The sequence below is a fragment of the Microbacterium sp. Leaf179 genome, assembly GCF_001423785.1.
Lineage (GTDB): Bacteria > Actinomycetota > Actinomycetes > Actinomycetales > Microbacteriaceae > Microbacterium.
Genome location: NZ_LMPH01000001.1, coordinates 1262551 through 1275972, shown reverse-complemented (window position 1 = coordinate 1275972; position 13422 = coordinate 1262551). Strand labels below are relative to the sequence as shown.

Sequence of the window (13422 nt, the reverse complement as noted above, 5' to 3'; positions counted from 1 at the left end):
CGTCGCCCCGCCCGGCGCATTCCGCGCCCGGGCAGGGCGACGATCGAGCCCTGAGGGACTCCCCAGGTCAGGAGGTGATGGTGAACATGCGGTACGAGACGGGCGAGTTCGTCATCAGTGCGGTCACCGAGCGTCCGGCCAGTCCCGCCACGGCGACGGGTGCGGCGTGGTTGGCCGTGGAACCGTCACCGAGCTGACCGGAAGAGTTGTCTCCCCACGCGACGACTGAACCGTCCGTCTTGATCGCGTACGCCGAAAGACCCGATGCCGAGATGACGCGCACCCCGGAGTTCAAACCCTGTACGGGTGTCGCCACGGACCGCGACGTGCTCGTCCCGTCACCGATGGTGCCGCTCACACCGTCACCCCAGGCGAAAACGGAACCGTCGGAGGCCAATGCCACACCACCGCTCGTGAACCCGGCCACCGCGGTCACCGTCTTACCCGACAACCCCGCCACCTGCACCGGCGTCGCCGAGCTGTAGACCGAGCCCCCCGGAGACCACCGCGGCGGCACCGGAGTCGTCCCACTGCCCAACGCGCCGGAGTAGTCGACCCCCCATGACCACACCGACCCATCGTTCTTCAGCGCGATGCCTCCGCCCGCGCGGCCGGCGATCTGCGCCACGCCCGACAGGCCCGTCACCTGCACCGCCGTCGACGTGTCGGGCTGGGTCGTGCTGCCCGTCCCCAGAGACGCACCTCCGAGACCCACGGACCAGACGGAACCGTCGGTCACCAGGAAGTACGCGTTCTGAGACGCCGCGCTGACCTGCCTCACCGTCGGCAGCCCGGGCACCTGCACCGGAGTCTGCGCACGACCCTGCGCCGGAGCGTTCGCCCCGATCTGACCGAAATAGTTGTCGCCCCACGCCCAGACCTTGCCCGAACCGTCCAGCGCGTAGACCGACAGGTTGCCCGCACTGATCTGCGTGATAGCCGGAAGACCCGGCACCTTCGTCCAGGACGCGTGGTACGCCTCCACACCATCGCCGATCTGACCGTGACTATTGCCACCGACCGCCCACACGCTCCCGTCCTGCAACAACGCGAACGAAGAGTTGTAGCTGTAGAACGAGTCGCTGCCCGCCCCCGTCGACACCATCTGCACCACCGGGGACGGGAACTCCCGCCACAACTGCGTCGCCTGCGTTCGCGACACACTGGTCGACGATGACTGCGGCCCTGCCGCCCCGTCACCACCCAACTCGTACCCGGTCTGCCGACCGAACCCCAGCGCGTTGGCCCCCAGCACCCGGTACGTGTCGGCCCCGGAACCGAGGTCGCTGTTCGCGGCGACCCGCAGCACCGAACCCGGCATGGTCCAGACGTCGGGGGTGACGCTCGTCTGGTAGGCACCCGCGTTGCTGGTCGAGCCCGAGGCCGAGCCGAGCACGGCACCGCCCGTGGCCGACAACGTCAGCGACGCGTTCGCCACCGGCGCCGACGCCGCCGTGACGGCGACCTGCACGACCCCCGCCGTTCCTGCCGTCACCTGCGCATCGACGTCGACCGTGACCGTGGCGTCTGCGGTGATCAGGTAGGCGCCGGCGGCGGAGATACCGGCGTCGATCCGAGAAATCGGGCGACCGCCGATGCCGGTCATCTGCACCGGGGATTTGCGGAGGTCAGTGGTTCCGTCGCCGAGTTGACCACTGCTGTTCTGACCCCATCCCCACACCTGACCGTTGGAAAGGAGGGCGTAGCCGCCGCCCCATCCATCGGCGATCTGCGACACGGCGGCCAGTGCGGACACCGGAGTCGGGCTCAGCACCGGCGACGTCGACACGGAGCCGATACCGAGCTGCCCGACGTCGTTCGCCCCCCAGCCGACGACCGTTTTATCCGCGCGCAGGGCGTGGAAGAACCCGAAGCCGAAACCGAGCGCCGACACGTTCGACAGACCGGCCACCTGCACGGGCACCGCACTGGTGGCCGCCGTGCCGTTGCCGAGCGTTCCGCTGGTCGCGCTGCACGTCCAGACGGTTCCGTCGGTGCGGAGGGCGGCGGTCTGCTGGTGATCGCCGCCGATGTCCCGCACGGTTCCCCACGCGGGCACCGCCACCGGGGTCAACTGATCGGTGTTGCCGCCGTTGCCCAGGCTGCCCCCGTCGTTCTTGCCCCAGGCTCGCACCGAATCGTCACCCATGATGGCGAACGCCGACCGGTAGGCGCCGCAGATGCGCTTCACTCCGGCCAGGTTCGGCACCTGCACGGGAGTCGCCTGGTCGACCGTGTTCCCGTTTCCGATCTGCCCGTTGCCATTCCAGCCCCACGCGTACACGTTTCCCTCGGCGGTCAAGGCGTACACCGTGGAACGACCACCGGTGATCTGAACGATGTCGGACGGAAGATTCGGTACCCGCCCCCACGTGTTCGTCCCCGCCGAGGGGTTTCCCAGCTGGCCGTAGTCGTTCCGCCCCACCGACCACACCGATCCGTCTGCGAGCAATGCCACGGCGAAGATGTAGCCGGTGTACACCTGAACCACCGGGGACGAGAACACGCGCGACGGTTGGGTCGCCACCGTGTGATTCGCGACCTGGCCATCGCCGCCCGCACCCGCCAGCCCGTAGCCGGCGTGCAGAAGGTTGGCACCGAGCACGGTGTAGGTATCGGTCGCCGTACCGGCGTCGCACGACGCGGTCACGCGCAACACCGAACCCGGCCGCGTCCACACGTTCGGAGTCACCGTCGTGCTGAAGTGCCCGGCGCCGTCGGTCGTTCCCGACGTGGCACCCAAGGTGGTGTTCCCCGTCGCCGACAGCGTCAGCGCCGTGTTCATCACCGCGCTCGACGGGGCCACGACCGAGGCTGTGACGGCGCCGGCGGTACCCGCGGTCACCTGCGCGTCGACGTCGACGGTCACCGACGTCGACTCGGCGACGAAGTACGCCGCCGTCATGCGCGCTCCCGAAGAGATCGCGCTGATGAACCGTCCCGAGAGACCCGCGACGGGCGTCGGGGTGTTGCGGGTGGTCGAATCGCCGGTACCGAGCTCGCCATTGGTGTTGAGTCCCCATGCGAAGACCGTGGAGTCGGCTTTCTTGGCATAGACGCTCGAGACTCCCGCGGCGAGAAGGACGGTGTTGGTCATGCCGTCGACCTCGCGGGGAAGGAGCTCGGTGGGTGCCCCTGCCGGTCCGCTGCCGACCTGGCCTTCATTGTTCCTGCCCCACGCCACGACCTGCTTCGTGTCGGCGAGGAGGGCGTACCCCGTGTCCCCACCGCGGGCGATCGCCGAGTATCGGACCGGGTTCAGGGGGGCGACCCTCACCGGCGTCAGCTGAGTGATGTTCGTGCCGTCGCCGACCTGGCCCTGGTCATTCGCGCCCCACGCCCACACCGTCCCGTCGTTGCGCAGCGCGGAGTGCGTGTCGTTTCCGCCCGCGAGCTGCACGATGCCGGAGAGGCCGGTCACCGTCACCGGGGTGAGCTGATTGCTCGTGCTGCCGTTGCCCACCTGGCCCTTCTCGTTCGCACCTCCCCACGACCGTACGGTGCCGTCGGTGAGGATCACCAGGCCGTTCACCCGGCCCGCCGCCAGAGTGGTGACACCGGACAGGCCGCTGACCAGGGTGGGGCGATCCCGGTCGGTCGTCGTGCCGTCACCGACCTGGCCCCAGTTGTTCCATCCCCACGCGTAGACCTTGTCGGCCACGAGCGCATAGCAGCCGTTCCACTGCGCCGCGATCTGCGTGACATCCGACAAGCCGGGCACCTGACCGAACTGGGTGTAGGGCACGACCGTCGTGTCGCGGCCCAGGCGCCCAAAGGCGGGGTTTCCCGCCGTCCACACCGTGCCGTTCGCCAGCAGAACGACCGCGTGCGCCTCGCCGCTGGCCACCTGCACCACGGGGCTCGGGAACACGGGCAGCGTCTGCGCCGGGGTGGTCCAGCCCCCACCCGGGGCACCATTGCCGATGTGACCCCACGTGTTCGGCCCCGTCGCCAGCATGTTCGAGCCGGCAACCGTGAAGGCCTGCGACGCGCTCGTTCCGGTGGAGACGGCGGTGATCGTGATCGTCGTTCCGGGGGTGATCCACGGCTTCGCCAGCCAGAACGTCGTCGTGAACCGCCCCGAGCCGTCGGTGGTGCCGTCGCTCGAGGCAAAGTTCGAGTCGGGCGGCCCCGTCAGAGAGACCACCTGCCCGGGCAGCACGGCGCCCGCAAGCGAGCGGACGGTCACCGTGACGGCGACGGGTCCCGTGGCCGGAATGACTCCCCCGGCCGCCTCGATCGCGATCTGCGGAAGGACGGAGGTGTTCGCCGACGCGGGCGACTGGCTGAGGAGGGTGACGGCCGGAACGGCGAAGACACCGGCTGCCACGACCGAACGACGCGAGAGACCCGCGCCGGTGGGTGATGCGGTCGGAGGGGATTCGAGGATCGAGGAGACAGAGCTGATGTCGGCCATGAGTGGGTGCTCCCGCGTGTGACGACGCGCCGTGACGGCGATGAGGACGATGAACGTCGCCGACCTCGATTCGAACCGAGGCCACCGACATCGTCACGCTATGAGGAGTAGTCACCGACCGATCACGCAGGACACTTCGACTTGCGCAGGTGAAATACGGCCACACGCAGGGTGAGTCGCGCCAACCCGTCGCCCCGGCGGACGACGCGTCCCCGGGCGACGTCAGCCGCAGGAGCCGTCGGCCTGCAGGGCCGGGTCGTTCACGATGCCGCCGGCGATGTCGAACGTCGCCACCAGATCCTGGCCCTGCACGGTCGCCGAAGCGAGGGTGAGCCCCGCGGGCAGACGATCGGCGATGCACAGGGTCGAGGTCTGCAGCACCGCGTCGGCCACGCCGCCGAACTGCTGACGGAGCGTGTCGGCATCCACCGCATTGCCGCCGACGGAGAACGTGGACGGTGCCAGGGTGAGGTCTCCGTCGGAGGCGCCCGGGGTCACCCCGACGCCGACCGGGATGGCGATGCCGAACAGCGACAACGACGCCTGGAGCATCACGTCGGGCGCGGCGATCGTCACGGTGCTCGCCGGCAGGTCGGGGATCTGGGCGAGGAGCTCGCGCAGCTGATCCTGGTCGAGACGCACGGATGCAGTGCCCCCCTCGGCGGCGGCGCCACCCGATACGGGGACGCCCCGCAGATCGACGAGCACGTCACCGGTGATCGGACCGAGGGTGACGTCGTCCGAGGCGACGGTGACCTCGGACAGTCGTCCGCCGAGCACCTGCGGGAGCACCAGGCCACCGCCCACCTGCACATCGACGTCTTGGTCGTCGGGAAGACCGACGTTCTCGACCACGAGCGAGCGCACCGTCCCGGTCACGATCGAGCGCGCGATGAACTCCGCTGCGACCACGGCCGCCACCAGCAGCACGATGGCCACGACGATCACCGCGATTCGGCGACGGGGCCGACGGCTTTGCGTCGTGGCATCCGTCATCGTTTACATCCGCTCCGGAGCGCTGACGCCCAGCAGCGTCAGGCCGTTGCGCAGCACCTGGCCGGTGGCGTCGTTCAGCCACAGGCGCGTGCGGTGCACCGACTCGACGGGCGCATCGCCCAGCGGGATGACGCGGCAGTTGTCGTACCAGCGGTGGTAGAGACCCGCGAGCTCCTCGAGGTACCGCGCGACGCGGTGCGGCTCGCGCACCTCGGCGGCGAACGACACGATGCGCGGGAACTCCTGCAGAGCACCCAGCAGAGCCGACTCGGTCTCGTGGTCGAGCAGTTCGGGCGCGAACTCGGAGCGGTCGACCCCGGATGCCGCGGCGTTGCGCGCCACGTTGTGCGTACGAGCGTGCGCGTACTGCACGTAGAAGACCGGGTTGTCGTTCGTGCGCTTCTGCAGCACGTCGAGGTCGATGTCGAGGTTCGAGTCGGCCGAGCTGCGTGTGAGGGCGTAGCGGGCGGCATCCACCCCGACGATCTCGACGAGGTCTTCGAGGGTGACCACGGTGCCGGCGCGCTTGGACATGCGCATGGGCTGACCGTCGCGCACGAGGTTCACCATCTGACCGATGAGCACCTGGAGGTTGACGTTCGGCTCGTCGCCGAAGGCCGCGCACATCGCCATCAGGCGCTGGACGTAGCCGTGGTGATCGGCGCCGAGCATGATGATGCAGCGGTTGAAGCCGCGCTCGCGCTTGTCGAGGTAGTACGCCAGATCGCCCGAGATGTAGGCGGGCTGCCCGTCGGACTTGATGATGACGCGGTCTTTGTCGTCGCCGAACTCGGTCGAACGCAGCCAGGTCGCCCCGTCGGCTTCGAAGATGTGGCCGAGTTCGCGCAGGCGAGCGACCGCGCGCTCGACGGCGCCCGAGTCGTGCAGGTCGTTCTCGTGGAAGTACACGTCGAAGTCGACGCCGAACTCGTGCAGCGACTGCTTGATCTCGCCGAACATGAGGTTGACGCCGAGCTCGCGGAAGGCCTCTTGCTTGGCCTCGGCGTCGAGGGCGTCGATGTCACCGTCGTACGCCTCGACCACGCGCTGCGCGATGTCACCGATGTAGGCGCCGCCGTAGCCGTCTTCGGGCGTCGGGTCGCCCTGATGGGCGGCGACGAGGCTGCGGGCGAAGCGGTCGATCTGCGCGCCGTGGTCGTTGAAGTAGTACTCGCGCGTCACCTGGGCGCCCTGCGCCGACAGCATGCGGGCGAGAGCGTCGCCGGCGGCGGCCCACCGCGTGCCGCCGAGGTGGATGGGCCCGGTGGGGTTGGCGCTGACGAACTCGAGGTTGATGATCTCGTCGGCGCGGGAGTCGTTGGTCCCGAAGGCCGCGCCCTGGTCGACGATCGTCTTGGCGAGCGCACCCGCGGCGGCCGCGTCGAGGCGGATGTTGATGAAGCCGGGACCGGCGACCTCGACGCTGGCGATGCCGTCGACGGCCTCGAGACCCGCGGCGATGTCGGCGGCGAACTCCCGCGGGTTGGCGCCGACGACCTTCGACAGCTTCATCGCGGCGTTGGAGGCCCAGTCGCCGTGGTCACGGTTCTTCGGGCGCTCGAGCGGAAGGTCGGCGGCCGTGATCCCCGCCGAAGAGCCCTCTCGTCGCGCCTCCGCGAGCGGGGCGATGACGGCGAGCAGGGCAGCGGAGAGGGCAGCGGGATCCATAGCCCTGCAATTCTAGGCGGAGCCGGCTGCACGCTCCCCGCGCGCACGATACGGGAGTCGCGGCCGTGGGGGCCTCAGGCGATCTGCACCAGGGCTTCGTGGTCGTCGGGGATCGCGGCATCCGGGACCTCGTTCTCGAGCACCGCGTCGACGTGCAGGCGATCGAGGCCGACGTAGCCGCCGTAGAAGCTCAGGAACGCGCAGTCCGACGCGTCGCGTCCGGTCGCGATGCGCACGAGCGAGCGCCGGTCGGCGAGGCGGGTGGCGTCGATCACGTACCAGGCGCCGTCGAGGTACGCCTCGGCGACGGCGTGGAAGTCCATCGGTTCGAGTCCCGGCGCGTAGCACGCGGCGTAGCGGGCGGGCATGTCCATGGCCCGCAACAGCGCGATCACGACGTGCGCGTAGTCGCGGCAGACGCCCTGGCCGGTCATCAGCGTGGTGACCGCGCTGTCGGTACCGAGGCTCAACCCGGGGGTGTATGTGACGGTGGACGCCACGAAGTTCGAGACCGCCGAGACCAACTCCGCGCCGGTGAGTCCGCGGAACTGGCGGCGAGCCTGGGCGAATACCTCGTCGGACTGGCAGTACCGGCTGGGGCGCAGGTAGGTGATGGTCTCGAGGTCGCTCGTGCGGGGGCTCTGCGACGGGCCGTGCGCCCGCGCTTCGTACCGCACGGACAGCGGGCCCTGCTCCCCCGTGAGACGGTGCAAGCGGCTGCCCGATTGATCGACGATCTCGGTCGGCGTGTACACGCGATCGCCCTGCGAGAAGGTCAGCGTCTCGCTCACGAGGGGCACGCCCTGGGCGGCGGTGATCTGGAAGATCAGGTCGACGGACGACCCCAGATCGAGGTCGAGTTCAGCGGTCACTCGGCGCGGCACCGGGCCATCCTCGCACGCCGCACGGGGACGACGGCTCGCGACCGGCGAAAGCGGATGGGTGGATGCCATCCGGCGGCCACGCGACACGATGGGGCGTCGTCGTCCGGGGTCGGAATCGTGACGTGATCGACCCTCGAGACCTCCGCCGACGCGGGGACGGCGCCGCCGCGGTCTTCACCCGGACTCAGCCGTCCTTCTTGCCCGATCCGCCGCCTTGGCCGGGGCCGCCGTCTTTCCCGTTCCCGTTGCCGTTGTTGCCGTTGCCGTTGCCGCCCGGCGCCTGGTCGGACGGCCCGTTGCCCGGTCCCTGGTCGCCCGGGTCGACCTCGTCGTCGGTGCCGTCATCGCTCGAACCGTCTTCTTCCGGCACGGTCGGCTGCTGCACGGGCTCGCTCGTCTGCACCGGCTCCGGCGTCGGCGTGGGAGTGGGCGTGGGCGTCGGCGTGAGTGAGGTGAGGTCGGCGCGCACGGTGGCGATGCGGCTGAGGATCGCCTCGGCCTCGCTTGCGGCGAGTTCTCCGGCGTCGCGGCGAGCGGTGACCTCGGCCTCGAGAGCATCGAGCGTCGCCAGGGCGGCGGCGTAGTCACCGCCGGACGCCTGCGCGGCGACCGTCTCGACCGTCGACTGCCATGCGGTCGGCTCGGCCGCGGGCGGCGTGCACGCCGAGAGGGTCAGGACCGCAGCCAACACGAGACCGGCGGCGGGAGCGATACGGCGCCTCATGGACCGACTTCCTTCCAGAGGTCATCGACGTGCTGATCGAGCGGCTGCGGGAGCGACGGGAGCTCGGGCTGCACGCTCGATCCCGCGCTCGACACGGCGACGGCCGCCGTCACCGCTCCGGCGGCGAGGAGCACCGCGAGCACGGACGCCACGATCACGAGCCGACGCGAGGGGCGACGAGACGTCGACGCGGGTGAGTGGAGGATGCGCGTGGGCGCGGTCGCGTCGGGCAGCGGCGCGGTGCGCGGAGAGGACGCGGCCGGCGACGTCTCGAGGTCGGACAGGGGGCGCAACACGGCGATGAGGCCCGCGGCATCCGGTCGCTTCGCCGGGTCGACGGCCGTCATGTCCTGCAGCACCGTGCGCCAGCGGTCGGGGATCGACGGCGGGATCTCGGGGGCTGCGACCAGACGCGCGGCGAGCGCCTCGTGCGGCGTGCGGCCGGCGAAGGCGCGCGTTCCCGTCAGCGCCTCGAGCAGCACGAGGCCGAGGGCGTACACGTCGCTGGGCGGGGCCGCGGGCATCCCCCGCGCCTGCTCGGGACTGAGGTAGGCGGCGGTGCCGATGACGGTGTCGGCGCGTGTCAGGCGCGTCGCGCCCACCAGCGACGCGATCCCGAAGTCGGCCAGCGTCGCGCGGGGGCTCTCTCCCGCGTGGGCGGCGGGGCGGACGAGGATGTTCGACGGCTTGACGTCGCGGTGCACGATGCCGCGGGAGTGGATGACGGTGAGCGCCTCGGCGATCTCGCGCCCCGTGCGGGCGACGTCGGGGCCGGGGAGGGGTCCGCGGGCGATGAGCTCGCTCAGCGTCGGGCCGGCGATCAGTTCCATCGACAGGTAGGCCGGTTCGGCGGCGAGACGCGCGTCGTAGAGCGTGACGAGCGACGGGTGCGACAGTGAGGCGAGCAGGCGGATCTCGGAACGCACGCGCGCGGCGTCCGACGGGTCGGCGCTGCCCGCGTCGATCACCTTCAGCGCGACGGTGCGCCCGAGACTCGTGTCGACAGCCTCGTACACGCGGGCGTACCCACCCCGTCCGAGCACGCGGCCCAGACGGTACCGACCGTCGAAGAGGCCGCCGACAGCGGAATCGTCGGCGACGGTGGGAGGGGGTTCGGTCATGGCGGGGCCCTCGGGGTGATGCCCCCGAGAGCGATCAGACGAGGTCGTCGTTCGAGGAGCGGGTGGTGGAACGGGTGACCTGCGCGCCGCCCGCGGCCTCGGTGCGGGTGACGGTGTCGGTCTGACGGCGGCGAACCAGCAGCACGAGCCCGATCACGAACACGACCGCCCCCGCGCCCATCATGATGTACCCGATCATGCTGAGGTCCACGAATTCATTCGGCAGGTTCACCGCGAATGCGAGGATGGCGCCGATGACGAAGAGCGCAATGCCGGCTCCGATACTCATGACAGACCCCTTTCCAAGGTGGGTCCAGCATCGCAAGCGGTGACGAATGCGTCGACCGGTCTTGACAAAGGGCCGGCGTGCGCGATTCGGCCGCGGACACCGACAGTTTCACCCGGTCGACCGTCGCGCTCGGCGGGCACCGCCGGTATCGACCACCTCGCACACTCGGTAGCCGTGCCGCCCCCGCAACGGCACGGGGAGGGTCTCATGTCCGTGCCGACCACCGCCGACGCCGATCTCGACATCGAGGCACTCGGGGTCGTCGTGCGCATGGCGATCGCAGGGCTCCCCCCGTGCGACCGCGACCTGCTGGGCGAAGCCTGGTCTGGCGCTCGCCCGGCGCATCTGCGGTCGCCCGTCGCCACGGTGGCTCCCCGCCCGCATTTCCCCTTCGACGCGACCGTCGCCGATCTGACGACCCAGGTGACCCACGCCGCGCTCTCCGCCCGACGCGGCCGGCTCTGGATGGTCCACGCGGGAGCCATCGCCGATGACCGGGGCCGGGTGATCCTCTTCTCCGGTCGGTCCGGCATGGGCAAGACCACGCTCATGTCGCGTCTCGCACGCGAGTACGCCTACGTCAGCGACGAGAGCGTCGGCGTCACCGCAGAGGGCGGGGTGCTGGCCTATCGCAAGCCGCTGTCGATCATCGACGATGTCGCGCGGGCCAAGCGACAGTTGTCTCCGCGCAGCCTGGGGCTGCGGGATCTTCCCGACGCACCTCTGCGGCTGCACGCCATCGTGGCTCTCGATCGCCTGAGCGACGACGCGCCGCCGCGACTCGTCGAGCTTCCCGTCGACGAGGCCGTCGCCGCCCTCGCCCCGCAGTGCAGCTATCTCGGCGAGCTCACGGCGCCCCTGCAGACCCTCATCGGCCACATCCAGGCGACGGGAGGCGCGCTCGGCCTGCGCTACCGCGAGGCCGATGAGGTACTCCCCCTCGTGCGGGCCCTGTTCGACACCGAGCGGGCGGCCCTGCCGGGTGCCACCGCGCTGAATGTTCCCCTCGCCCGGAACAATCGCCATCGCACCGACGTGCACCCCTTCCGCCGGACACCGGTTCAGGATGCCGTCGAGCTCGACGGGCGTCTGGCGCTGCTGACGAGAGCTCCCGACGACCAGACCACCGTGCACCTCCTCGACGGGATCGGCCCCACCCTGTGGCTCGCCGCCGACGGCGCCTCATTCGACGAACTCGTCACCGCCGCCGTGGATACCCATGGACCACCCGAAGGGGACGACGCGCGGGCGTCGGTTCGGCAGACTCTCGACTCACTGCTCGACGTGGGGTTGCTCACGGGGCCGCGTCACACCGACGATCACGGCTGAGCACCCGCCGCGCGACCGCGCAGGGCGGCGATCCACTCTCGACCGACCACGGCTGGCACTCACCACCGATGCGGGTGAATTCGCCTTATGACCGGGTGAGTCGCCGGGTGTGCACGCGTCGGTGAACGAGAAGAGGGCCGCGGAGTCTGAATGACTCGCGGCCCTCTGCAGACATGTGCCCCCGACGGGAATCGAACCAGCGACCTTTGGTACCGGGAACCCTGTCCGAGCCGCATCATCGCGCTCGCGTACCGAGGGACCGCGTGAATCCGGGCCGATTCTGATCACCACACCCCTGCACGATGATGCTCGCTCACGACTTCTGTTGCCACGGTGTTGCCACCGCGAGGGTCGTCCGACGGGGGTCCAAGAATGACTCACATGGCGTCGGCGAAGTGACACACGCACAGGTTCGCAGCAGCCCGGGTGAACCGGTCCGAGCGGACCATCCGGTACTGGCGCCAGTGGGGCATGCCGACGGAGTGGCGGCTGATCGAAGGTCAGAAGACCCACCATGAAGACTCGGGCAGCGCTGATCTCTCGTCGGAGCGAAGAGCGGCCCGCGTGACGCCCGACCTCGGTGAGGATAGAGCGCGGTCGAAGGCCGTCCGGTTGCGGGATGCGAGGGCGTGTCGGAGGGGGCTTCTACAGTGGCGGCCATGGAACCCCGCGCGAACGCCGTCCCCGGCCGAGTCGACACCGCCACCGAGCTGACGTACCTCCGCGCCGGCGCAGATGCACCGTGGGAGCGACCGCATTGCGACGGCGTCGACGTCACGGACATCCCGGAGCTGCAGACCGCGTATCAGCGGCAGCGGCGCGCTGAGTACGTCTCACGAGTCCAGGGGTACCGAGAGCGCGGACTCGTCTGAAACGGACACTCACGAGGCGCACACAGCCGCGCGCATGTAGGTTCACCCCCGTGTCACAGCCGATCGCCGAAGTGTCCGGCATCAACGCACCCGTCACCGTCACACGGACCCCTGCCGCGGGTGACGACGAGTTCCTCATCCAGGTTCAACTCCCCGACAGTGAGCTCGAGCTGTTCGGTCGACAGGCGCGGGCGCTGGCCGCCGCGCTGAAGTTCGCGGTGGGCGACGGTATAACCCACGAGGAGCTCACCGCGGATCCCGACCTCCGTATCTCGTTCGAGGGCTGAGAGGTGCCCCGCAACGGTGGGCGCCGGGGGCTTCTGCGTTGCCGGTAGGCCACTCCGGAAAAGTATTCAACGGGGTTAACTACTAAGCTTTTTTGCGTGAATGACGACGCTCTGGCGGAATCGCCGCCACGCCGCAGCCGGGAACTGCTCCGCACGTGGGTGCAGGAATTCATCGACCAGGGTCACCTCGTAGCCAGTGACGTGCACGTCGCCGACCAGGAAGACACGGAAGGACGCGACACCGGACTCGTCGTCGTCGGCCTCAAGCACGCCGACGGTTCTATTCACCTCGAGCCGGTCGGCTATGACGAACCCCTGTGGCAGGTAAACCTGTCCCTCTATGACGGGGATGCAACGATGCCCCCGTACGTTCTCGCGAGCCTCGCCGCCGAACTCGTCGTCGCCGGCAACCTGTGCACGTTTCTGCAGTGGAAGTCGTTGGAGTGGGATCGGGACAGCGGCCGACACGAAACCTCCTGACCGCCCCCACCCCATAGTTACCTGAGGAGCCCCGTTGGGTCGTCTGATCTACCAAGAGCGTCACGTCCTCGACATCGAGGACCGCCTGCTCTCGCACCTGCGCGTCGTCATCATGAACAAGCTGCGCAGGCAGGAACCATTCATGCTCATGGCGCCGCACTCCGAGCAGGGCATGCTCAGCTTGTGGCTGCACCCCGCGACGCCGATCACGATGCAGTTTTACGGCAGCCGCGCGCCGCAACTGGACACTCAGCTCATCGAGCAGATGATGCACGACGCCAGCGGTCCAAACGGGCTGGTCCTCGACGCCACGACGTGACTACGAAACGCACCGAGCGTCCCGCTCCAAAGCGGG

At 69.7% G+C, this 13422-nt stretch carries 12 protein-coding genes; 5 read left to right on the top strand and 7 right to left on the bottom strand.

Annotation, left to right across the window (positions count from 1 at the left end):
* Positions 1-67 precede the first annotated feature (67 nt).
* From ASF96_RS05845 to ASF96_RS05815, 7 genes are all read right to left on the bottom strand, one after another.
* The gene (locus ASF96_RS05845; RefSeq protein ID WP_055936871.1) at positions 68-4417 is read right to left on the bottom strand and encodes an RCC1 domain-containing protein; all 4350 of its coding nucleotides are present in this window, start codon (positions 4415-4417) and stop codon (positions 68-70) included.
* Between the two features lie 222 nt (positions 4418-4639).
* Positions 4640-5413, bottom strand: a complete 774-nt coding sequence (locus tag ASF96_RS05840) for an LmeA family phospholipid-binding protein (RefSeq protein ID WP_055936868.1) — start codon at positions 5411-5413, stop codon at positions 4640-4642.
* A 3-nt stretch (positions 5414-5416) separates the two neighbouring features.
* Positions 5417-7081 carry an arginine--tRNA ligase gene (argS, locus tag ASF96_RS05835; protein WP_055834805.1) on the bottom strand — a complete coding sequence of 555 codons (1665 nt, stop codon included), beginning with the start codon at positions 7079-7081 and terminating at the stop codon, positions 5417-5419.
* 74 nt (positions 7082-7155) lie between these two features.
* Positions 7156-7965, bottom strand: coding sequence for a transglutaminase-like domain-containing protein (locus ASF96_RS05830; protein ID WP_055936866.1), 810 nt, complete (start codon positions 7963-7965; stop codon positions 7156-7158).
* Positions 7966-8149: 184 nt separating this feature from the next.
* Positions 8150-8689, bottom strand: coding sequence for a hypothetical protein (locus ASF96_RS05825; RefSeq protein WP_055936863.1), 540 nt, complete (start codon positions 8687-8689; stop codon positions 8150-8152).
* Positions 8686-9810 carry a serine/threonine-protein kinase gene (locus ASF96_RS05820; protein WP_055936861.1) on the bottom strand — a complete coding sequence of 375 codons (1125 nt, stop codon included), beginning with the start codon at positions 9808-9810 and terminating at the stop codon, positions 8686-8688. Before ASF96_RS05820 ends, ASF96_RS05825 begins: the two co-directional genes overlap by 4 nt.
* A 34-nt stretch (positions 9811-9844) precedes the next feature.
* Positions 9845-10099 (bottom strand): DUF6458 family protein, encoded by a 255-nt coding sequence (locus tag ASF96_RS05815; protein WP_055834791.1) that lies wholly within the window; start codon positions 10097-10099, stop codon positions 9845-9847.
* Positions 10100-10306: 207 nt separating this feature from the next.
* Between ASF96_RS05815 and ASF96_RS05810 the strand changes: the two genes are divergently transcribed.
* The 5 genes from ASF96_RS05810 to ASF96_RS05790 all read left to right on the top strand — a co-directional run bounded on the left by ASF96_RS05810 (position 10307) and on the right by ASF96_RS05790 (position 13386).
* A complete protein-coding gene (locus tag ASF96_RS05810) occupies positions 10307-11428 on the top strand; it encodes an ATP-binding protein (protein WP_055936857.1) in 1122 nt (373 codons plus the stop codon).
* 659 nt (positions 11429-12087) lie between these two features.
* Positions 12088-12300: a hypothetical protein gene (locus ASF96_RS05805; protein WP_055936853.1), complete on the top strand. Its 213-nt coding sequence runs from the start codon at positions 12088-12090 to the stop codon at positions 12298-12300.
* Between the two features lie 50 nt (positions 12301-12350).
* A complete protein-coding gene (locus ASF96_RS05800; protein ID WP_055936852.1) occupies positions 12351-12587 on the top strand; it encodes a hypothetical protein in 237 nt (78 codons plus the stop codon).
* Positions 12588-12683: 96 nt separating this feature from the next.
* Positions 12684-13067 (top strand): hypothetical protein, encoded by a 384-nt coding sequence (locus ASF96_RS05795; RefSeq protein ID WP_156458743.1) that lies wholly within the window; start codon positions 12684-12686, stop codon positions 13065-13067.
* 34 nt (positions 13068-13101) lie between these two features.
* Positions 13102-13386, top strand: coding sequence for a DUF7882 family protein (locus ASF96_RS05790; protein WP_055936846.1), 285 nt, complete (start codon positions 13102-13104; stop codon positions 13384-13386).
* Positions 13387-13422 lie beyond the last annotated feature (36 nt).

What these genes read in the sequence shown, in the direction of transcription:
- ASF96_RS05810 (WP_055936857.1), top strand. Translation starts at nt 10,307, where the DNA reads ATGTCCGTGCCGACCACCGCCGACGCCGATCTCGACATCGAGGCACTC.
- argS (WP_055834805.1), bottom strand. Translation starts at nt 7,081, where the DNA reads ATGGATCCCGCTGCCCTCTCCGCTGCCCTGCTCGCCGTCATCGCCCCG.
- ASF96_RS05825 (WP_055936863.1), bottom strand. Translation starts at nt 8,689, where the DNA reads ATGAGGCGCCGTATCGCTCCCGCCGCCGGTCTCGTGTTGGCTGCGGTC.
- ASF96_RS05845 (WP_055936871.1), bottom strand. Translation starts at nt 4,417, where the DNA reads ATGGCCGACATCAGCTCTGTCTCCTCGATCCTCGAATCCCCTCCGACC.
- ASF96_RS05840 (WP_055936868.1), bottom strand. Translation starts at nt 5,413, where the DNA reads ATGACGGATGCCACGACGCAAAGCCGTCGGCCCCGTCGCCGAATCGCG.
- ASF96_RS05805 (WP_055936853.1), top strand. Translation starts at nt 12,088, where the DNA reads ATGGAACCCCGCGCGAACGCCGTCCCCGGCCGAGTCGACACCGCCACC.
- ASF96_RS05815 (WP_055834791.1), bottom strand. Translation starts at nt 10,099, where the DNA reads ATGAGTATCGGAGCCGGCATTGCGCTCTTCGTCATCGGCGCCATCCTC.
- ASF96_RS05820 (WP_055936861.1), bottom strand. Translation starts at nt 9,810, where the DNA reads ATGACCGAACCCCCTCCCACCGTCGCCGACGATTCCGCTGTCGGCGGC.